The following is a 20,238-nucleotide window of genomic DNA, read 5'->3' as shown; positions in this document are numbered from 1 at the left end:
GTCACCTTGCTGGAGACGTGTTTTCGGCGCGTCGCCGCCATGCGGACAGGATCGCCTCGCGTGGGTTGTCGACGACCCGGGAGGACGGGCTGTCGAAGACCATCACGGGGCGGTTCGAGTCCCAGGCGCGCCAGCCGGGGTCGCCGGTCGTCGCGAAGCGGACCCAGGCGGCGTGCATGGCGTCGGCCAGGGATTGGGGCGCCTCGGCGCCGGCCAACCTGATCCAGTCGGGGGAGGTCAGCTGGTCGAAGACGAAGCCGATCTCGAGGGCGTGTGCGGCGCCGAGGTCGCCGACGGGGGTGCGCCAGGCGAACTCGTAGAGGTGGGTCGACGCGGCCTGGCGGGCCAGCCGGTGGTCGCCGATCCGGTGGAAGGGCAGGCGGAGAATGAAGTCGGTGGCGAACTCGCCGAGCAGTTGCCCTCGACTGGCGGCGGGGAAGGCCGCGCGATAGGCGCGGAGGATGCGGCGTCCGATCCGGAACCGGAGTCGCACGGCGGTGAACAGGAGGCGGCCGATGCGGTCCTGCAACCCGGAGGGCACGAGCCACAGTCGTGTCTCCTCGGCGTTCCAGCCGAGCATCACAGGGATCGAGTCGCCGGCGCCGTCGAGGATCGCCTGTAGCGGCTCGCGGGGCAGGAGCGGCTCGGAGATCGCCGCCTGGAAGCCGAGGCCGGCCGAGACGGGCGAGGAGTTCGCGGTGAGCGCGGCCTCGGCCGCCAGCAGTCGCGACGAGGGCTCGGCCGCGAATGCCTCGCGGGTGGCCGGGATGCCGAGCCGTTTGGCGGTGCGGCGCGTGATCCGGCCGGCGCGCTCGGGGTGCACCGCCGAGGGAGTGCCGCTCTGCAGGATCGCCTTGTCGAACAGCTCCACGGCATGTGGGCTGCCGAGCAGGTCGCCGACGGCGCTCGCACCCGCCGACTCGCCGAACGCCGTGACGTTGTGGGGATCGCCGCCGAACGCGGCGATCTCGGCGCGTACCCAGCGTAACGCGGCGGCGATGTCGGTGAGGCCGAGGTTCGCGGGCACGCCCGGCAGCACGGAGAAACCCTCGGTGCCGAGTCGGTAGTTGATCGACACGAGGACGATGCCGTCACGCGCGAACGCGCTGCCGTCGTAGCCGTCGAGGGCATTCGAGCCGTGCGCGAACGACCCGCCGTGCACCCACACCATGACGGGACGGCTCGCTGCGCCGACGGGTGCCCAGATGTTGAGGTTGAGGTACCCGTCGCCGGGTGAGATCACGTTCGCGAGGAACTGTGCCGTGACGGGTCCATAGGGGATCTGGGGCGCGGTGGGGCCCGTCGTCGTCGCGTCCCGGACGCCGTCCCAGGCCGGCGCCGGCTGCGGCTCGCGGAATCGCAGGTCGCCGATTGGTGCTGCGGCGTAAGGGATTCCGAGGTAGCGGTCGATGCCGTCCGCCCGCACTCCACGCAGCGTCCCGGTGGAGATCCGGGTCGTCACGTGCTCGCTCATACGGTTCGCTCCCGGCTGGCACGGGAGTGTGGGGTCGTGGTGGTCACGGTGACCGTCGCCGGGTCGACGCCGTGGATTCCGACGAAGCGGCGTTCGCCGTTGCGGAGGTCGAAATGGTTGTCGTCGAGCCGCATCGCCGGTTCCGGGTGCGAGATCCGCACGCCGTAGCTGTAGCCGTGGGACACCAGATCGACGCCGCCGTGGACCACCGTCACGTCGACACGGCCGTCGCCGAGTTCGAGGTCGCCGAGCTCGGCGAAGTGCCGGCGCGCGGGCGGAAAAGCGCCGTCAGGGCTGGCGGCCCACGCGTAGTGGCGGGCATCCCGGCTGACTCGGCCGGTCCAGATCACGGTCGAGGTCGCGGGCTCGGCGGTGCCCGTGACGCACATGATGTCGCGCTCGAGTCCGTCGAAGGTGCCCAACTCCACGTCGACCCGCACGCGTGCGGGCAGCCGGGTGTTGTTGACCAGCCAGAGTTGCAGGCCGTCGTCGGCCGTGGGCATGAAGCTCACGACCAGCGGCGCCGATGCCCGGGCGAGGGCGTGGTAGGCGGCCTTCGGCACGCCGTCGACGTCGACGAGCGACCAGGTCATCGCCGGCCAGGTGTCGTTGAACTGCCAGACCAGGGCGCCCGCGGTTCGCGGCTGCCGGCGGCGGAAGTGCTCCACGGCGAAGGTCATCGCCTCGGCCTGCACCGCCTGGGAGAGCGCGACGTACTCGTCGAGGTCGCCGGGTATTCCCGTGGTCACCGCGAACAGTTCGTCGAGCTTGGTCACCGGACGGTCGGTGAGGTGCCTGTCGAAGGTCGTGTCGTGCAGGGCGATGCCCGGCAGCCACCGGTCGAGGGTTCCCCGATCCGGGGCCGACATGATGCCGAACTCGCTGGCGAAGCGCGCGGTGTCGTCAGCGTAGCGTCGGTAGTGGCGGGCGTCGCCCCGCGTCGGGTAACTGTCGGATCCGTGTGTGAAGCCGGGAATGACCAGCCCGTGCCAGACCTCCCAGTCGTGGCGGTCACCGTCGAGGACGCCGTTGACTCCGTGCGGACCGCCTTCGCCCCAAGGACTTCCCGGCCAGTAGGACACGAGCCCGTCGATCTCGGCCACCGCCCGCGGCAGCACCTCGTGGAAGATCCGGCGTCCCCAGTCGCCGGCCTCCCGCCCGCCGTTGGTGAGCAGATGGATGATCTCCACTTCGTTGTTGCCGCACCACAGAGCCAGGCACGCGCGGTTGCGCAGCCGCGCGACCTGGGCCCGTGCTTCGGCGTCGACCTCGGCGCGGAAGGTCGCGTCCTCACCGGGATAGTCGACGCACGCGAACATGAAGTCCTGCCAGACCAGCACTCCCAGCTCGTCGCACGCGCGGTAGAAGGCATCGTGTTCGTACACGCCGCCGCCCCAGACCCGCAGCATCGTGAGATTGCCTTGGCAGGCACGGAGGACGCGGTCGCGCAGCAGACCGGGATCGGCGGACCCGACGAAGGGGCTGGGCGGCACCCAGTTGGCTCCGCGCGCGAACAGGGGAACTCCGTTGAGCACGAACTGGAACAGTCGGCCGCCCTCGACGGGCTCCGGGGAACGATCCACGGCGATCGTCCGGAGGCCGACGCGGTCGTCGCGGGCGTCCACCAGAGCACCATCGGCGTGCAGTTCGATCCGCACCTGGTGCAGGGGCTGGTCGCCGAGGTCGTGCGTCCACCACAGTGCCGGGTGGTCGAGGTCGAGCTCGACGGACGCGGCGCCGTCGGCGACGGCAGCGGCTGCGCGCAACTCACGGCCGTCCGGGGCGGTGAGCGTGAACGCCGCGGTCGCGATGGTCGCCGCGAACACGTCGACGTCGACGCTCATCCGAACGACCGCGGCGGAATGGTCCGCCGCCAACTCGGTGAGACCGACGTGGTGGCCAGTGATCGCCGCGCCGCGCTCCAGAGCCAGTCGCGCCGGCCGCCACACGCCGATCGACGGCACTCGTGGCGCGAAGTCCCAGCCCCAGGAGAACGCCGCCTTGCGCAGGTGCCGCACCAGCTGGAGCGGACCGCGTGGCCCAGTGCCGGACGCCTGCTCCGCGTCGGCCGGAATGGGCGGGGCGAAGCGCACGAGAAGCACATGCGTCTCGTCGGCATCGGATTCGAGCCTTGCGGTCACGTCGAAACAGACGGGGGCGAACTGGTTCTCGTGGTGACCGAGCAGCGTGCCGTCGAGCCAGACGTCGGCGATCGTGTCGAGTCCGTCGAAGATCAGCCGGACGCGCTCTTGGCCGGTGCACGCGGGCTCGCGGAACCGCGTGCGGAACCACCAGTCGCGCCCCTCGATCCACGCGGCATCCGGTTCGTGGTCGCCGAGTAGAGGATCGACCAGGCGGCCGGCGGCCATCAGTGCCTCGTGGACACCGCCCGGCACGGCGGCGGGCAGCCACGGACCGGAGGCGTCGTGGGTCAACTCGATCGGGTTGCCCTCGCCGGGCGGCAGGTCCCGCAGCTCGAACTCGGTCAGCTCGATCGTGCTCATGCCACGGACTCCTTGGCCGTGGCCTGGTTCGGCCGTTCCGTGGTGAGCAGCGCGAAGCGCGGGTCGCCTTCGCACCCGAGCTCGGGCAGACGCAACACGAGGATCCCTCCGATCAGGCCGATCACGGCCAGGGTGAGGTAGAGCGCGGTGAACCCGCCGAGGCCGAGCAGGAGCGGCGCGATGAGCGGGACGACGGACTGCGGGATGGTGTTGGCGAGGTTGATGACCGCAAAGTCCTTGCCGATGTCGACGGCGTTCGGCAACAACCGTGAGCTCAGGGCGACGTCGACCGAGAGGAAGATGCCCGCGCCGACACCGCTGATCGCGGTCGAGACGTAGACGAAGTCCATCGACGGCGCGAAGGCCAGCATGACCAGGCCCGCCGCGATGAGGACACCCGCGAGCAGCACGAACGGCTTCTGCCGGCGCAGCCGGTCGGAGAGCACCCCGCCGGCCAGGCTCGCGAACCCGCCGATCACGACGTAGATCGTGGACAGCGTGAGCACCGGCCCGGAGAGCGAGGATTCGGGCACGTTCATGCGCTGGAGCAGATAGACGCCGTTGTAGCTGCCCGCCGCGCCGGCTGCCGTGACGAGGAAGCGCACCAGCCAGCCCCAGGCGAACGCCGGATGCCGACGCGGGCTCACCCAGTACGACGTCAGCAGGGCGCGGAACCCCAGCGGCTGCGGAGGCACGGGCCGCAGCGGATCGCGAAGGAAGATCACCGCGAGCACCGCGCCGACCGCGGCGAGGACGCCGAGCACGAGCCACTGCGTCCAGCCGGCGAAGGGCACCACCGCGACGAGACCGATCAGCGGTCCGATCGCGACGGTGAAACCGAGCGCGCCGGAGATCGCACCCCGGCGGGCGGGCGGCACCTGGTCGGCCATGAGCGCGCCCGTGGTGGCGAGCTGGACGTTGAACAGCGCCTGGACCAGGCACCAGCCGACGACCACCTGCCAGACCTCGGTGGTGAAGGCCATCAGCGTCACGGCGATCGCGCCGGCGAGGCCACCGGTGAGAATCCAGGTGCGGCGCTGCCCGAACCGCAGCCGGGTGCGGTCGCTGACCCGCCCGGCCAGCGGGTTGACGACGAGCGCCGCGACCGCGCCGGCTCCGGTCACGACGCCGATCGCGCCGGCGACGTCCGCCTTGCCGACCATGGCAGTCAGGTGCAGCGTCAGCAGCAGGGCCACCGGCACGTTGAGCGCGATGAACGCGCCCACGTAGGAGGACACCATCGAGGTCATGACGCGGCCGAACGGTGTTGTCGCGCCTGCGGTTTCGTCAGGTGTCATGCCAGTCCTCCAGGCGGCGGGAGAGAGCGGGTCAGCGGAACAGGCGCAGGGCGAACTCGGCGTAGGTGTCGGCGATCTGCTCAGGAGTGCGTGGCACGGCCGGTGTCCACCACTCGGGGACCCGCACCCCCATGCCGCCGATCGCGGCGCCGGCCAGGAGAGGGTCGGTGTCGGCCCGGAAGGAGCCGAGCCGCTGTCCGCGCTCGATCACGTCCAGGAGCGTGCGCTCGGTCTCGTGGATGACCGCCTGTGCCCCCTCGCGTTGGGCATCATCGAGGGACCGGGCCTCGCGTGAGACGAGCCGTGCGAGGTCCGGGTACGCGAGATGCACCAGGACATGGCTTCGCACGAGAGCGCGGAGCTGGTCGGCGGGCTCGCTGCCGGCGTCGAGCACCGCGGCCCGCAGCCGGTCTCGATGCTCGCTGACGCCGATCCGCATGAGCTGGTACAGCAGTTCCTGCTTCGACGCGACGTGCGCGTAGAGCGCGCCGGACCGCTGCCCGAGCGCGTCGGTGATGTCGCGCACCGAAATGGCGTGGTAGCCGTGCTCGGCGAACAGGCGCAGCGCCGTCACATACAACTTGCGCCGCGCGGCCGACATCCCCTCGACCAGCGGCAGTAGCTCCAGCTCCGCGTCCGTCAGCTCTGGCATGTCCCCGATCCCTGAACGCTCGTTCATAGTGTCTGAGCGTAGAGAATGGCTGGCAGAACTTCAGGTGTCAAACCACAGAATGAACGATCGTTCGTATCGTGCTCGGAGGATCGGTCGCCGTCCTCGTCGCTCGGCCGGGCAGGGCTCGACGGGGTTCGGCGGAGCCAATCACGGGCACCCGGGGGGAGTGGATGTGGTCCCGGGATGAAAGGACGTCGCCTTGACCTCGTCGGATCGTTCTCCGGTCGTCGTCGGCTTCGACGGGTCGGACAGTGCGCATGATGCGGTGGTGTGGGCGGCCCGGGAGGCGGTGGGGTGTGATCGGCCGCTGCGCGTGGTGCAGGTCGTGGAGACGGTGTGGTCGGCCAGCGTCATGCCCGGCGCGCTCATGGGTTATCCGCCCGAGCCCGACCGAGAGGAGCTTCGCAGCGTGCTCGCGGCCCAGGTGGAAGCCGAGATCGAGCAGGTAGCAGCCCCTCGACCACACCCGCACCAGCCACCTCGCCCGACTCAACCTCACACTCGCCGCATGACCGCATATTTGGCCAGCAGGATCCTTTGAGGGATGGCCCCCGCCCTCATCCGGTGCCACTTACTCAGGTTGAACTGGCAGAGTCCACGGGGAATGGTGCTGAGCCACGGGTCAGGGCCCTTGTCGGGCTGGCGGTTTCTTCGAGCTCTACCTGAGTACCGGGCCGTGATGCCTGAGGGCCGGCGGATCAGGCACTGGCGGCGAACCAGATTCCCAGGCCGCAGAGGATCAGCAGACTTGCGGTGAGCTGAAGGGTCAGCAAAGGAGAGATGCGGTCGTTCTCATCTCCTTCTTCATCGCTGATCCGCCACAGCTCACGCAATTCCTTGCTGTGTCTCACGCCCGCGAGCCACACCGCCGCGACCGTGCAGCCGCACATCGGCAGGAGCTGGCCGAGATGGAGTTGTAGGCGGCATCAAAAAGGACTGTCGCGACGATTCCGACCAGAGGCCCGGCGATGGCCATGATGCGTTGTGCCCGGTTGTAGCAACCGACCGGTACAGGGTGGTGAATCCCTACTGATGCGGCGATGGCGGCAACCCACCGGAGCACGAGGGGGATCTCCGGGGCGGAGGGAATGCTGGACACGCTGTGCTCCAAGTGGGAGATCTGACGCGGGGCGGGGTGAGACGACGGCTCACCCCGCCCCGTAGGGCGAACTTGCCGACCGCCTGTGCTGCCGCGATCCCGTCGTCGGCATAGCTCATGCCCCACTTCGCCCTGCCGCAGTTGATGTCCATGCTGGGAGCTGTGGGGATCGGGAGCGTCCGGCGTGAATCGCTGACGCCGTGGAGTGCGCGGCGATCGAGGAGGGTGCCGAGTCAGACCTTGATCACGGCGGCGCGTGTGCCGCACAGCGCGGTCAGGTACTCCGGGTCGGACGTGAGGATGGTGACGGGGCCGGGGGCGGCGAGGGCGGTGGCGCTGAGCATGGCGTCGATGGCGCATTTGTGGCCGTGCAGGCCGGCGTCGGCAAGGAGGGCGGCGGCGTGGCGGGCGATGGGTTCGGTGACCGGTTCGACGACGAGGCGGGACAGTGTCCACTCAAGCGCCGGGCGGTTGATCCGTGGGTGGACGACTTCAACCAGGGTGGCCGCACAGGTGATCACCCGCAGGTCGTCAGCACGGGCCAGAGCGAGCCACCCGGTCACGGTGCGGTCGCGCAGGAAGGCTTTGGCCAGCCCCTCGCTGTCCAGCACGAGGGTGCCGCCGGGAACGGCGGGGGAGCGGGTCATGTCGCGTCCGCCCCGCCCTGCGCCTGCTGACGCCGGGCCTGGTGGAGCTGGTCGCGCAGCGCCTGGATCTCTTCGTCCGCGATCGGGCCGTGCTCGGCTTCGGCGACGAGGATGAGTTCGTTGAGGTTGTCGCGTTCGATCTGGCGGGCTACGGCGGCGGCGACGTAGGCGGACAGCCCGGACGGGCCGCTGCGGGCCTTGGCGGCTTCGGCGATGTCCCGCGGCATGGTGATCGAGTACTTGGCGGCCTATCCTACTGCTGGTATCCCGGGGGCGGATGGGGGCGGCTTCGTCGCGCACCGCAAGCGAGGGGCTGCCCTGGAAGGCCGCAGGCCTGGTACTGGGAGCGCTGCCTGCCAGTGTCAGGGGTTCGACTCCCCTGGGCTCTACCTGTGAAAGCCCGTCTGACCTGCGAAAACGTAGGCTGGAGGGGTTTTGGGTGACAGACGGAGCCCATACATGCGCACAGGTCTGAGGAGTGAGGGTGGGGGACTTTGTGGCACAAGGGTTGTGTGCTGTTCTCGCCTCCCCTGTCGCTCTCTCGTGATCCCCTGGCCCCCTGGAGGGTGGGCGGAACCGGGAAGCGTGCGTTGTGAGAGCCGTGGAGTGGCTTTCCGCTGACGAGATCGAAGCGTCGATCGGGCTGCGGGTCGAGATCGTCGGAGGAAGCCTCGTGATGCGGCGCAGAGTCGTCCGTTCCCGTCAGAAATTGTGTCCCAGGTCCCCACCTTCAGCCAGTGCCACCGCCCGGCCGGTGCTCCTCAAGGCATCATGTCGAGCACCGTCTCTCGCCGCATGGTGGGGCGGCGCCCAGCGCAGACCGCCTCAGGCCCACTTACTGCACGCGTCGGGTGCGTGGGGCGGGGCAGCCGTTGTCCGGGGGCCGGGGCTGGGCGGATCGGAGTCGGTGGCGATCCGGGTGCGGGTGAGGGTTCCGTTCAGCCAGGCGGCGGTCAGTTCTGCTCGGGAATGAGAGCCGGTGCGCTGGAAGAGCCGTGTCAGGCGTTGTTCCACGGTTTTGTGGCTGCAGGAGAGTTCGGCGGCGATCTGCCGGTTGGTCACACCGGCACTGACCATGCGCACTAGTGCGATGTCGAGTTCCGTCAGTTTCTCGTTGGTCTGACGGAGCCTGGGTACGGGGATGTTGCGCCGCTGCGCGGCACGGGTGACGGCGCTGCGGAACGGGCGCCCGAGGCCGAGGCCGTTCGCGTTGCGCATGGCCTCGATCAGCCAGGGCCGGGGGTCGTCGGCAATATCCGTCAGGCACAGGCTGGAGATGACGCTCAGATGGACATCGCCTCGGTGCTCGATCAAGTGGTGGGCGGTCAGCGCGCTGTCCGTGTCGCGGTGGGCGATGCCCCGTGCGATGAGGAGGGCCTCGTGGGTCATGGGTGTGGCAGCCTCCTCTTGCAGGGTCTGTAGTTCCTCCAGAGCCTGCTGGACCATGTGCGGTCGGTCCTCGCGGACGGTGATTGACAGGATGCGCAGAAGCAGCCTCTCGAGACCGGCGAGTTGGCCGTTCTTGCGTGCCTGCCGCGCGTCGTGCCAGGCTCCTTCCAGCGCCTCCTCTGTTCGGCCCGACCAGTACTGCAGGGCCAGGCGGGCGCGTGCCGCCAGGGGGTGGGTGAGGGCGTCGGGGACCATCTCCAGCCATGCGCGGGCGTATGCGATGTCCCCGCGGGTGCAGTGGATCTCCGCGGCCAGCGCCCGCGGAAGGTGGGGGGTGCCCGTCGTGGCTCGGGTCCGGCTGCGTAGCTCGATGCGGCGGGCTGCTGTCAGTGCTGCGTCCCAGTTCCCTGTCAGGTAGTCGCGCACCATGCCCCGGTATTGGAGGGCGATGCCCTCTTCGGCCGCGACGTACCGGTCGCCGAGGACGGCGGCGAGTGCACCGGCCAGGTCTGCGTAGGCGGCGGCGTGGCGCAGCTGGTCGAGGGCTTGGTCGTCGATGGTGTCGGGGGGCAGGTTTCGCCGTGCGCGGCTCAGTTCGGTGTGGCTGGCCACCGCGGCGGCCACCAGATGCAGTTCGGCGGGTGAGGGCAACGGCGTGCGCCGGTGCCCGGGATCGGTGTCCGGGGTGTGGCAGGCGGCCATTGTCGTTCGGGGCGTCAGCGGGCCGATGCCGTATAGGCCGCCGAGGGCCGCCAGCCCGGCCGCGGCGGGAAACGGGTCAGCTTTCTCGCCGGAGCGGGGACGGATGATGTTGGCGCAAGGAGCTCGGTGTTCGTGAAGGGCGGCCCACACCCATGCGGTGGCAACGCTTGACAGACCGGCTGGGGTGTGTTCGGTGTGCGGTGTGTCCAGGAGGGCGAGCAGGGGCTTGCCGAGCGCCAGGATCCCGTCGTGGTCGCCGTGTCGCAGGCTCAGGCTGCTCGCCTCGTGAAGCACATCAGGGGTGCGCTGGTCCCGTGGTGTGAGCCGGTCGAGCGCGGCCGTGTAGGCGCGGGCCGATCGAGGCCAGTTGGTCCTGGCTTCCTCGCGGGCTGCGGCCAGCAGCAGCGGCACCGCGAGGGAGTCGGCAAGGAGCGGGCCTAAGGCTGCGACGTGATCGGCCAGCCTTGGGTAGCCGCGGCCGGTGGCTTCGGCACCGAGCTTGTCCGTCAAGCGTGTGACGAACCGCGCGTAGTTGCCCTGTACGTCGCGCCGAATGGGTAGGGTCCGCAGAGCCGCCGCGAGTGCCGGGACGGCGAACGACAGGCGGCCCTGCGGGTCCGCAGTCAGGATCCGGTCTGTGACCAGGCGGCCCAGTGTGTGCTCAAGAGCTCGGGCGTCGGCCGATGGTGCCAGTCTGAACACGTCATCGACGTGCACTTCGGCATGGTCCAACAGGCAGGCGGTGATGATCGCCGCTTCGACGATCCCGGGGTACGGGGGCGCATGGGGGCGGCCGAAACCGAGGAGGAAGGCTTCTTCGGTGGTCAGCCGCAGCTGTTTCTCCGCACGCGTGAGGCACATCCGGCCGTCGAGTTCCAGCAGGTCTTCTTTGTCCAGGGTACCGAGGAGCGACAGCACGGCTCGTGGGTTGCCTGCCAGGCAGCCCAGCGCCCGCGACACCGACTCCGCCAGAGCAGGCTCGGCCGGACGGTTGAATCGCCGGGTGACGTGGATGTCGACGAGCGCGGCGACGTCGGTCGGCCGTAGTGGCGCAAGTTCGAGGACCTGGTCGGCCGCGGCTGTCAGTTGGGCGCGGCGGGGGTCCGCCGCGGGTTGCGGCCGGCCGGCCATCACCACGGGGACGCCGTGCGGGCGGAAGATCCGCAGGAGCGTGCTCAATGCGTCGGCGACGTGCCGCGGCATGCGCTCGATGCCGTCGACGACCAGCGTGAAGGGCATCTGGCGGGCTGCTGCGGCCAGTGCGTCGGAGAACGCGGACAGTCCGCTCGCCCCGCCCTCCCGGGCCGCGGCACCCAGTCGTGCTCGCAGGGCGGTGGGCAGAGGAAGCAGGCAGTCGTCGGGGTCGGCGAGGACCAGGCCGCATCCGGCGACGACAATCGCGTCGGCCATATCCCGGGTGTCTTCGCCTTCCCAGCCCAGCCGCACCACTGCGGCGCCGTCCTGGGCCGCCGCATGCCGCACCTGCTCCAGTACCGCCGTCTTGCCCATCCCCGCCCCGGCGGTGACCACCAGGACACGCGCCGCGTCACCGGTGGCCCGAAACGCATCCTCCACCGCCCGGATATCGCCGTCTCTGCCGATAACCGCTCCACGTTGTCGGCGCATGGTGACCTCGCCCGTTCTCCTCGGCCCCCGAGGTGAGACAGCACCCGGTGCCTTTGCGTTCCCTGTACCTGGACTCACCGCTGCCCGCATCCCGAAGAAGCATCAGGAACCCGCCCGACACCCGTGATCAGAATTCACGCAGTGGATCGCGGCTGAAGCCGTGTGCGACGACTACTCGCCACCGTAGAAACTAAGAGGGCCGTTGCTGTTGCCATCGATGTGGGTATCCACGATCCCGTCCTGATGTATAACCAGAAAAAGTTTGGTCTCCCGGTCCCGTACATCAACCCAGCCACCGCCCGCGTCGACGTAGTCCCAGTTCTGGAAATTGCCGCCGTTGCATTCCCCCCAGTAAACATGGCCGGTCCAGCCCCGGGCGCCGCTAGCATCGCTATCGAGGCAGATATTCGTGTAAGCCAACTTGATTTGGGACCCGACCCGCTCCCACAACTGTGCCCTGTTACCCCAGCCGCACTGAGAAGTACCATAGACATTGCCTCCACCGGTGACGGTGATGCACATACCGTCCCTGTTGCTGATCCAGGTGTTATCGCCCGGCGCGGCGCTTGCGCTCGTCGCGAACACCCCCATGGTGGCTGTGGCGACGAATGTCGTCAGCGCGACCTGGAATGTCCGCCTGAATGCGCTTTTCATGCCTGCCCTATCTGTTCGGTTGGTCGGTTGAGAGTGTGGGTTGCCCGCCAGTCAGGCTGACGAGCCGGCATGCAAGATCGAGGCCGGTTGGTCATCGCCTCGGCTTGTTGCCCGGTTCGTCCGCTTGTCGTGCGAGGTGGCCCTTCGTGCCGCCGCGGGTGCGCATCAAGCCCCTCTCTGCGGTGGTGCGGAACCGGAGGAGAGACGACCGAACCCCCGGGCCCTTTGCAAGGCGTTGGCAAAGAAAACGGGCGGGAGGCTCACTCGGCTTCGGCGAGCACTTCGCGCGGCCAGCGCAGCGCCGTGCTTGCTGGGCCCAAGCCTGTGCCATGCGACGTCCCAACCGCCGTTCCATTGGTCCATTTTGGGACGCTGGGATGCTTGCACCGGCTCTGACCTGGAGAAACCCAACCTTCCTGGGATGCCGGATGGAATGCCGGACCGGTGGGGGCGGCCGAAGGGCCATCAGTGGTCGGCCTGGTGGCCCGTCAGTGGGAAAGCGTGTTCAACGGCCAGCAGCGGCACGGCATCGCTTACCGCGCATCGGCCGTTGCGCCCGGCGTCTTACCGATGGCTCAGGCGAGTTCATTGGCATGACTGACCTGATGACGCGGGCTGAGCTGGGCGGATCGCTCACCGCGATAGGCGGTGCCGCGTTTGCCCGGCGGGCTCACCCGGCGGCGTACTGGTCGACCGTCGGCTTACCGGCCTCAGTGGTCCGGCTGTTGGCCTCGTACTCCTCGATCGCGCCGAACGTCGGCCTCGATGGTCGCAAGTAATTTCCAACTTCGTCGATGTTACGCGCTACCTATATGGGCAACCAGGCGAGCTGAGCTTCGGTCTGAGCGAAAATGACTTTACCTTTGAGACCAAACTACAGAGTCGTGGATCTAATGGCGTGGATCTGATGGCCATTTTCGCCTATGACGTATCTTTGGCGCGCGTATGGCAGAGTCACGAAAATAATCCTGGCTTTTTGCTACGTGACAGCTTACTTTTCGAAGGCGTGGATGAACGGCAGATCGCCCTTGCTCTCAGTTATGCAAAAATGTACAGCGAAAGCGAGGACTTCCAATATGTCGCTTTCATTAACAGCGATAACATCCCAGTCATTGAGTCTTTCCCAGTAACGGATCATGACGTTGTGTGATTGTTCAGATGGTGCGGTCGTACTCGAGCTGGAGCAGGACGAGGGCTGCGGCGGCGATCTTCGTGATGCGGCTGGGGTCGAGGCTGACTCTGCGCAGGGCTTTGAAGGTGGTCTTGAGCAGGGAGTTGGCGCGCTCGCAGACGCCGTGGATGCCGCGGATGACCTTTTTGTGGGTCTGCTGGGCTTCGGTCAGCTTGCCTCCGGCGGGCTTCTTGTGCGGGTGGCGGAAGCCGTCGCCGGCGTTCTCGTAGCCGAGGTCGACGAGCGAGCGACGGGCGCTTACCGGGAAAGACTCACTGAGAACTCCGTCACCGAGAGATCGTACGCAAGGGTCCTGGCGGTCCACGTGGGGCGGCGCCGTTCATAATGTCCAGCGCACAGACCAAGCCCCGGGCGTCGGCGCACAATTGGGAACGGCAGTGTTCACGGCGGACGGAGGCATATCTCCAAAGCAAGGGACGTGTTGCACAGTGGCTGCGTGGTCGGGAACCAATGATCTGGTCCGCTGGGGTACGCCCGCCCGCATGGACCGCACCGATCGCCGCCTGCTCGGCCGCGAGCGCGAGTCGGAACAGGTCCACGAACTTCTGAACAGGCCCGGCGGCCCGCACCTGGTCCTCGTACGAGGCGAACGCGGTGTGGGACGAAGCGCGTTCCTGCGCGCGGCCGGTGAGCGACTGCGCGCGCAGGGAACCACCGTGCTTGCTGTGGACTGTGTCCCCGGCGACGGTGACCGACCGCTGCTGCTGGCGCTGCGACTGATCATGGCGTTGGAGGAGCGCCGGCCTCACGCGGAATGCCACCGGTCGGCCACAGGCGCGGTTACCCGGGCGCTGTCGGCCCTCGACCAGTGCGACCAGGCGGCGATGGAGGCGCTGCTGTGCGCCGCTGTCAGCCGTCGCGCACCGGTGACCGTCCTGGTTGACGATGTCCAGCATGCCGACCCCGACTCCCTGGCCGCACTCAGCCGTATCGATGCTCCCGGTGTCCGGCTGGTGGTGTCGGCCGCGCAGCACGTCGCATCGAGCGCGGCAGACATGAAAGCGGACACCTTCCCGACCGGCCACGAGAGCGCGCCACGCCAGGGGCTCAACGCCGAAGGGGTCCGGGGCCCGGGCCGTGAAGGTGCGGCGTCGATCATAGATCAGCTGGCCGGCGTCGAGGGGGCTCGCATGCTGGTTCTGCCTCCGCTGGGACCGCGGGACACCACTGCCCTGGTGGCGCGGTGGCTGCAGGCCAGAGCGGACACTGTCCTGGCCGGGCAGGTGCGCGAGTTGACGCGTGGCATCCCGGGAGCAATCGAGGCGTTGCTCACTGGCTGGACGCGCCGGGGCGTGATCCGGGTCGCCGACGGCCACGCCTTCATACCCGGGAGGACGACAGTACCGGTACTGCCCGACGACGACCGGTTCGTCACTCCACTGGACCGACTTGGCGAGCCTGCGCGCGCGGTGGCCGCCGCACTGAGCATCCTGGGACCACTCGGCCAGCCCGCCCTTCAGCTGACCGCCGCCTGGACCGGCCTGTCCACCGACGCCGCCTACGACGGTGTCCGCCGCCTGGTCGAGGCGGGCATCATCGAGGAACTGCCCGGAGAAGACGCAACCACGGTACGGGGCTGGACCTTCCGTCTTCCGCTGACCGCGCACACCGTCCGGGAGCGGCTGAGCCCGGTGGACCGCAGCCGGCTGTCCGCCGCGGCGGTCGAACTCCTCTGGAACGACGCGGACTCGGAGCGCGCCGGATCCGGGATCTCCCCGGCGCCGGTTCTTCTCGACGAGACGAACGCTCTGGCCTACCGGGCAGACCGGGTCGCGGACGCAGGAAGCCTCGTCGACCGCGAGCGCGCGGTGGCCGAACTGACCGCTGCCGCACGGCAGATGAGGCCCGGCACCGATGACGGGCGGGCCCTGCGGTGGCTGCGCGCAGCCCGTGACCTGACCGAGCACGCCGACGCCCGCGATCTCGTCCTCCAGCAGTACGGGACGACCGCCTACCTGGCCTGCGACTACACCACCGGACGAGCCGTCGGGGAAGCGCTGCTGCGCGACCCGGGACCAACGCTGAGCGACCTCGACCTGCAGGAGGCCGCCTGCCTGGTCGTGGCGGCCACGGCCAACCAGCGCGACTGGGCCACCATGGGCCGGCTCGCGACCGCCTACTGGTGGGACGCACTGCCGGTGCCCGACCTGGCCAAGGTGACCGGCCAGGCCCTGGCCCTGTGCCACCTCTCCAAATGGCGGCAGACAGCGGACCTGCTCAAAAAGACCAAGACGGTGTGGAACACCAGCACACGCCCCCGCGCGACACCCACCATCTTCAGCGCCATGGCCGAACTGGCCATGGGCCGGCCGGAACCCTACCGGCACGGACTGGCCATGCCCGACGCCCTCGAGCTACCACCCGGCAAGGTGTACTCGCTGGCGAGCGGCATGTTCGACGACCTGCTCGTCGGCTACGACCTCAACGCGGCCGACACTCTCCTAGAGACCGCCGGGCTGACCGTACACATACTTCCCCCGCTCAGCCAGTTCCTCGTCAACCACCTCACAGGCCGGTGGGACCAGGCACTGGAGTCAGCCCGCCGACTGCTGGCCCACAACGAGGTCCAGTCCACCCCGGTGTCGGACAGCTCGCTGCTCCCCGCGCGGACAGCGGCCATCCTCCTCGCCCAGGGCCGCGTCACCAGCGCCCTGCAGATCGTCGAGGACATGCGCGGCCCCGAGACGTGCCCACCGCAGTGCGCCCTGCACGCCTCCGAGGCAGAAGCGCTCATGACCCTCGGCGACCTGGACGAGGCCGAGAAGACACTGCTCAGCGGGCTCGCCACGGCACGGGAGCACAACCAGATCTACGGCACGGACGAGCTGTGGGCCCTGCTGGCAGAGGTGACGGCCGAGGCCGGACGCACCGCCGAGGCGCTGACCTGCCTCGAACACCTGCAAGGGATCACCGCCCGGACGGGCACCGACCGGACCCGCCTACGGCACCTGCTGGCCTGCGCCCGCGTCCTGCGCCACGACGCCCCCGACACCGCCCGGGGGAACCTGCGCGAAGCGGTAGACCTCGCCCGCTCTCGTAACCTGCCCTTCGAGATGGCGACCACCCTGCTCGCGGCCGCCATCGCGGGCGCGGTCCCGGCCACGCTGCTCCACGAGGCGTACGACCTGTTCGGCATGACCGGCGCCAGCCTGTGGCGCTTCCACACCAGGACCGCGCTACGAGAAGCCGGGGTCACCACCCCCGGCCGTAAACAGGCCACCACCGAGAACGACCGGCTTCTGGCCACCCTCATCGCCGAACAGCTCACCAACCGTCAGATCGCCACCGTCCTGCGGCTCAACGAGGACGCCGTGGCCAACCGCCTGACCCGGCTGTTCGCCCGCACCGGAAAGCGCTCCCGCACCGAACTCGCCACCGCCGTACTCACCGGCTCCCTCTGACACGGCACGGCCCCCACACTCAGCGCACCCCCTACCCCTGCCTGTCCCTACTGCCCCGGCACGGCCGGACGAGGACACGACAACTCGCGACAGGTTTCCCTACGTTTAGCCGCTGAACGCCCGGCAGAGCCGAAACAGCTGATCACGCCTGCCAGCATCGTGACCCGCAGCAGTCAGTGAGACAGCGGGTACAGCATGGCGCACCGAGCGCCTCCAGAGCCGCGGTGACCTTTCTGCGACGCACTGAGCAAGTCACCCGCCACACGACCCAGTGTCCGTGCATCCGGTTCGTCGTGATCGCCGACAGTCCCCCGGCCACCGGCTGCTGCGCGGGCGTGGCCAACGGTGCGGCGCAAGCAGTGGCCATGAAACATAGCAGGACACAGAGGAGCTAAGCGTGATAGACGCAAAAAAAGGAAGGACATCGAAGGCGCCCACATGGCAACAGGCATCCGACCCGCGCGCCTGAGACGTTCGCGCATCGCGTATGGGGCGCAGATCTCACCCTCGTCCCGAACTATCTGCGCAACCGGGAGATCCGCTTATGCCTGAGTGCGAATGGAGCAAGTTTATCTACCGCCCCCTGTGGTAACAGGTGGGGTCGGAAGCGGACCGTCGAATACGTCGGAGCACGCCAGATGGCCAGACGCTTGAGAGCCGACACCAGTTTCAGCCTGTGGGGGCAGAGAAAGGCGGAGGGGAATCTGAATGAATCGGGGATCTAATCGGGTGTTTGGTGCCAGTGACGGCATTCGCACTGGTCGACCTCATGGGGTCGACCACGTCGAACATTCCGTCCAGCGCGCACTGCATGTGAATCACTCCATGCAGCAAGCCGGTGCGGGAATTATTCTTTTCCTAGGACCAAAACAAGAGATCAAATATGGAAATAGGGAGTTCTTCCGGGCGTTCGGTGCAAATGCCGACGAACTGTGCGGCCGGCAGTTTCATGACCTCGTGGTGTCCCACCAGCGTGAACCCCTGACCCGTCACCTCACCGAGCTGTTCAACGGGACAGCAGACCAGTTCAGCGGTCGAATCGCAGTGCCAAGACGGGACGCCTTACCGCTGACCGGCGTCCTGACCGCCTGGGTCCTGCGCGGCAGCCTGCCACACGGCGCGGCGGCTGTCCTCTCCGTTCGTACGGTGGGCAAAGGGGGTGCAGGCGGTATCGACGACGTCCGGAGCCTGAGCAAGGTTGACGGCAAAATCCTGGAAGGAATTGCGGTGGGCTTGACGTCGGAAGTCCTGGCATCGCGTTTGTTCATTAGTCGCCAGACCGTCGAATACCGTATCGGCAGGCTGTTGCGGAAGCTGAGCGTGTCGAATCGGGTGGCGCTGGTGGCACGCGCCTATGCGGTGGGTGTCCTGAGGGTGGACGTCTGGCCACCGCGAGTGAACGATGACGCCACCATATAAAAAGCTCCACATTGTGGTGAACTCCGTGACCGCCGATCCCGGATGCTGTCTTCGGGGCGCAACTCCTTCCCGCTTCGCCCATGCTGCTCCAACTCCCCGGAATCGTGCTCAGGTCAAAAGCAGCCATGCATGGTCATGCTACGGCGAAGAACACCTGCACGGGTCTTCCCTGCACACTCGGCTATGTCCATCAAGCAGCCGGCTCAGATGACACTGAGCTCCCGACGAGAACCAGGTTCGGTGCCCTCCCTGCACCGACGAGGAGCCGTCGGCATCCCGTGGGGAACGACATCACACTCCTGCTTCCCGAAAGGCAAGTCCAGCATGAGAACGCCCCGATTCGCACCCGCCGCGCAGCAAACCTCACGGCGCGTCGCGAGCCTGACCCATGGTGCAGCGATCGCCGTCGGTCTCCTGCTGACCACCGGCTGTTCCGCAAGCCTGGCAAACGGCGCGGCGGATGTCGCACCGACCCCGCCAGTCATCGCAGCCACGCCGACAGCGCCCTCCTCGGGATATGACGGACTGATGCGGCTCCCGTTGTCTGCCTACGGCACCTCCGAGCAAGACGACGACCTGCTCTTCCGGACACGCAAAGCACTGGTCGTCCGCTGCATGAAAAAACGAGGACACTCAAGCTACTCCGGCCAGAACATGACCCGGACCACCGCGAAGACCGAAGAAGACAAAGAGGCGGTCCGCCCGGCCGGCGCCTGGGGCTACCTCGGCCGTGCAACCGCGAAGCGCCTCGGGTTCCACATCGGAGTACAGCCCCCAACCGATGCTTCGCGCCTAACCGGCCAGGCGGCGAAGGACAGTCAAGCCTGCCTGGACGAGGTGACCGCACAACTGCCTGATCTCACTGGCACCCGAGGCTGGAAGCTCACCCAGGACCTCTTCGGTCAGTCGTTGCAGCAGGCGGGTGCGGACCGCCGGGTCAGCGACGCGCGCACACACTGGTCCGCCTGTATGTCGTCGGCCGGGCACCCGGCCGACGACCCCCAGAAGCTGGCCGACAGCCCGTGGAATACGGCGAAGCCCACCGCCCAGGAGATTGCCGCAGCCACCGCCGCCGAGTCCTGCACGCGGTCATCGGGCCTGGCTGCCGTCTACTTCGCCGTACTCACCGGATACCAGCAGCAGCTCATATCTACTAATGCCACCATCCTGACCGACTACCAGGAACAAGTCCAGAAACAGACCGGCCAGGTGGCGCACCTTCTGGCCGCGCCTCCCGCAGCCTGAATCCACACCCTACCCGTTTTGGTCCGACTGCCTGACGGTCCTTCGCGGCATTAGAAGAACGACTAATCGATACGACTCCTGGTTGATTGACCGGAGATACATCTGCAAGCTTATGTCCAGTCACGGGCGGATCGAAAGTCGGTCGACCCGGCTCAGGCGTCAGCCTGGGCCGCTCCATTCAAAGAATTGAGACACTTTAGTGAGATTGAGCTTCAAGAAAGTAGCGGCGATCGCAGGCCTGGCCACCGCGCTCGCCACGGGCATAACCACGCCCGCATCTGCCATGAACGCGGTGAACTGCGGAGACCGTACGGACTTCCTCCGCGTGACGGAGAATTTCACGGTGGACCACTGCTTCGCGAACGCCGGATCGGTGGACTTGGGGAACGGCTACTGGGTCAACAGGATCAGCAGTGGCAACAACGAAATTCTCTGGAGGGAGACTGACAACTCCTACCACAGCATGTCGCGCTGGAGCACCATCAACTGGCCCACTGGTGATACCGTGAAGGTAAACCTCGTCGCGATCAAGACTGTCTGAACCAGAGCGTTCTACTGGGACGCCTTGCGGACGTGAAATCAGACTGCCGCCTTTCCATCGACGTCGGAAGTTCCTTGAAATTCGATCCCGAAAGGCAGGCCGCTCCTCGATCCACCGCTCGGCGAGCGAGGGGCAGGACACGGAACACACCCCACAGTGAACGGCATTGACCGATTGGTCCCCAAGCGGTCCCCCGGGAGTGGTCAGAGGCCTTATCGGAACTCCGATAAGGCCTCTGACCACGGGCTTTCACGTGGGCTGGGGTACGAGTGTGTTCGGGCCGGTGGCCTTCCAGGGCGATTGCAAAGTCGCGGTGATCTCGTGAGTGTGCAGGTCACTGCGGTGTGACGATGTCGGGAGGGTGCACGACTGGA

15 protein-coding genes and 1 pseudogene are annotated in these 20,238 nt (G+C 67.9%); 6 read left to right on the top strand and 10 right to left on the bottom strand.

Going from position 1 to position 20,238, the window contains the following annotated elements; translation table 11 throughout:
• Position 1: 1 nt before the first annotated feature.
• Genes EDD90_RS10690 through EDD90_RS10675 form a run of 4 tightly spaced genes read right to left on the bottom strand, consistent with a single transcriptional unit; the run spans position 2 to position 5,928 of the window.
• On the bottom strand, positions 2–1,474 hold the full coding sequence (locus EDD90_RS10690) for a carboxylesterase/lipase family protein (protein WP_123972805.1): 1,473 nt from the start codon (positions 1,472–1,474) through the stop codon (positions 2–4).
• Complete coding sequence (locus EDD90_RS10685) at positions 1,471–3,978, bottom strand: glycoside hydrolase family 2 protein (protein WP_123972804.1); 2,508 nt, start codon at positions 3,976–3,978, stop codon at positions 1,471–1,473. The genes EDD90_RS10690 and EDD90_RS10685 overlap by 4 nt, the downstream gene beginning before the upstream one ends.
• Positions 3,975–5,276, bottom strand: a complete 1,302-nt coding sequence (locus EDD90_RS10680; protein WP_123972803.1) for an MFS transporter — start codon at positions 5,274–5,276, stop codon at positions 3,975–3,977. The genes EDD90_RS10685 and EDD90_RS10680 overlap by 4 nt, the downstream gene beginning before the upstream one ends.
• Positions 5,277–5,307: 31 nt before the next feature.
• Positions 5,308–5,928 carry a TetR/AcrR family transcriptional regulator gene (locus EDD90_RS10675; RefSeq protein ID WP_185149031.1) on the bottom strand — a complete coding sequence of 207 codons (621 nt, stop codon included), beginning with the start codon at positions 5,926–5,928 and terminating at the stop codon, positions 5,308–5,310.
• Positions 5,929–6,148: 220 nt separating this feature from the next.
• Here EDD90_RS10675 and EDD90_RS10670 point away from each other — a divergent pair, with 220 nt between their 5' ends.
• A complete protein-coding gene (locus EDD90_RS10670; protein WP_123972801.1) occupies positions 6,149–6,490 on the top strand; it encodes a universal stress protein in 342 nt (113 codons plus the stop codon).
• A gap of 157 nt (positions 6,491–6,647) precedes the next feature.
• Here the strand turns inward: EDD90_RS10670 and EDD90_RS55270 are convergent, their stop codons facing one another.
• The 5 genes from EDD90_RS55270 to EDD90_RS10650 all read right to left on the bottom strand — a co-directional run bounded on the left by EDD90_RS55270 (position 6,648) and on the right by EDD90_RS10650 (position 12,066).
• Entirely contained in the window at positions 6,648–6,800 is a 153-nt protein-coding gene (locus tag EDD90_RS55270) for a hypothetical protein (RefSeq protein ID WP_185149030.1), read from the bottom strand.
• A 481-nt stretch (positions 6,801–7,281) separates the two neighbouring features.
• On the bottom strand, positions 7,282–7,695 hold the full coding sequence (locus EDD90_RS10665; protein WP_123972800.1) for a PIN domain-containing protein: 414 nt from the start codon (positions 7,693–7,695) through the stop codon (positions 7,282–7,284).
• The gene (locus EDD90_RS10660; RefSeq protein ID WP_123972799.1) at positions 7,692–7,922 is read right to left on the bottom strand and encodes a CopG family transcriptional regulator; all 231 of its coding nucleotides are present in this window, start codon (positions 7,920–7,922) and stop codon (positions 7,692–7,694) included. The genes EDD90_RS10665 and EDD90_RS10660 overlap by 4 nt, the downstream gene beginning before the upstream one ends.
• A gap of 598 nt (positions 7,923–8,520) precedes the next feature.
• Positions 8,521–11,412: a LuxR family transcriptional regulator gene (locus EDD90_RS10655; protein ID WP_123972798.1), complete on the bottom strand. Its 2,892-nt coding sequence runs from the start codon at positions 11,410–11,412 to the stop codon at positions 8,521–8,523.
• Between the two features lie 171 nt (positions 11,413–11,583).
• A complete protein-coding gene (locus EDD90_RS10650; protein ID WP_123972797.1) occupies positions 11,584–12,066 on the bottom strand; it encodes a hypothetical protein in 483 nt (160 codons plus the stop codon).
• 778 nt (positions 12,067–12,844) lie between these two features.
• On the opposite strand from EDD90_RS10650, the gene EDD90_RS55265 reads away from it, so the two are divergent.
• Positions 12,845–13,216 (top strand): DUF2326 domain-containing protein, encoded by a 372-nt coding sequence (locus EDD90_RS55265; protein ID WP_260328711.1) that lies wholly within the window; start codon positions 12,845–12,847, stop codon positions 13,214–13,216.
• A 4-nt stretch (positions 13,217–13,220) separates the two neighbouring features.
• Here the strand turns inward: EDD90_RS55265 and EDD90_RS10640 are convergent.
• A pseudogene (locus EDD90_RS10640) lies at positions 13,221–13,484 on the bottom strand (transposase family protein); the annotation flags it as partial.
• A 256-nt stretch (positions 13,485–13,740) separates the two neighbouring features.
• Here EDD90_RS10640 and EDD90_RS10635 point away from each other — a divergent pair.
• The 4 genes from EDD90_RS10635 (at position 13,741) to EDD90_RS10620 (ending at position 19,864) form a co-directional block, all read left to right on the top strand.
• Positions 13,741–16,659 carry an AAA family ATPase gene (locus EDD90_RS10635; RefSeq protein WP_123972796.1) on the top strand — a complete coding sequence of 973 codons (2,919 nt, stop codon included), beginning with the start codon at positions 13,741–13,743 and terminating at the stop codon, positions 16,657–16,659.
• An 825-nt stretch (positions 16,660–17,484) separates the two neighbouring features.
• Entirely contained in the window at positions 17,485–18,078 is a 594-nt protein-coding gene (locus tag EDD90_RS10630; protein ID WP_185149029.1) for a LuxR C-terminal-related transcriptional regulator, read from the top strand.
• 324 nt (positions 18,079–18,402) lie between these two features.
• Positions 18,403–19,323, top strand: coding sequence for a hypothetical protein (locus tag EDD90_RS10625; RefSeq protein WP_123972794.1), 921 nt, complete (start codon positions 18,403–18,405; stop codon positions 19,321–19,323).
• Positions 19,324–19,528: 205 nt separating this feature from the next.
• On the top strand, positions 19,529–19,864 hold the full coding sequence (locus EDD90_RS10620) for a beta/gamma crystallin domain-containing protein (RefSeq protein ID WP_123972793.1): 336 nt from the start codon (positions 19,529–19,531) through the stop codon (positions 19,862–19,864).
• Positions 19,865–20,238 lie beyond the last annotated feature (374 nt).

The sequence above is a fragment of the Streptomyces sp. Ag109_O5-1 genome (genome assembly GCF_003814875.1).
GTDB classification, from domain to species: Bacteria; Actinomycetota; Actinomycetes; order Streptomycetales; family Streptomycetaceae; genus Streptomyces; species Streptomyces sasae.
Note: the sequence above shows the minus strand (reverse complement) of the source record. Positions and strands in the feature narration are given on the sequence as shown.

Coding starts and splice junctions, on each gene's coding strand:
- EDD90_RS10690 (WP_123972805.1), bottom strand. CDS start 1,474: ATGAGCGAGCACGTGACGACCCGGATCTCCACCGGGACGCTGCGTGGA.
- EDD90_RS10685 (WP_123972804.1), bottom strand. CDS start 3,978: ATGAGCACGATCGAGCTGACCGAGTTCGAGCTGCGGGACCTGCCGCCC.
- EDD90_RS10680 (WP_123972803.1), bottom strand. CDS start 5,276: ATGACACCTGACGAAACCGCAGGCGCGACAACACCGTTCGGCCGCGTC.
- EDD90_RS10675 (WP_185149031.1), bottom strand. CDS start 5,928: ATGCCAGAGCTGACGGACGCGGAGCTGGAGCTACTGCCGCTGGTCGAG.
- EDD90_RS10665 (WP_123972800.1), bottom strand. CDS start 7,695: ATGACCCGCTCCCCCGCCGTTCCCGGCGGCACCCTCGTGCTGGACAGC.
- EDD90_RS10660 (WP_123972799.1), bottom strand. CDS start 7,922: ATGCCGCGGGACATCGCCGAAGCCGCCAAGGCCCGCAGCGGCCCGTCC.
- EDD90_RS10655 (WP_123972798.1), bottom strand. CDS start 11,412: ATGCGCCGACAACGTGGAGCGGTTATCGGCAGAGACGGCGATATCCGG.
- EDD90_RS10650 (WP_123972797.1), bottom strand. CDS start 12,066: ATGAAAAGCGCATTCAGGCGGACATTCCAGGTCGCGCTGACGACATTC.
- EDD90_RS10635 (WP_123972796.1), top strand. CDS start 13,741: ATGGACCGCACCGATCGCCGCCTGCTCGGCCGCGAGCGCGAGTCGGAA.
- EDD90_RS10630 (WP_185149029.1), top strand. CDS start 17,485: ATGCAGCAAGCCGGTGCGGGAATTATTCTTTTCCTAGGACCAAAACAA.
- EDD90_RS10625 (WP_123972794.1), top strand. CDS start 18,403: ATGAGAACGCCCCGATTCGCACCCGCCGCGCAGCAAACCTCACGGCGC.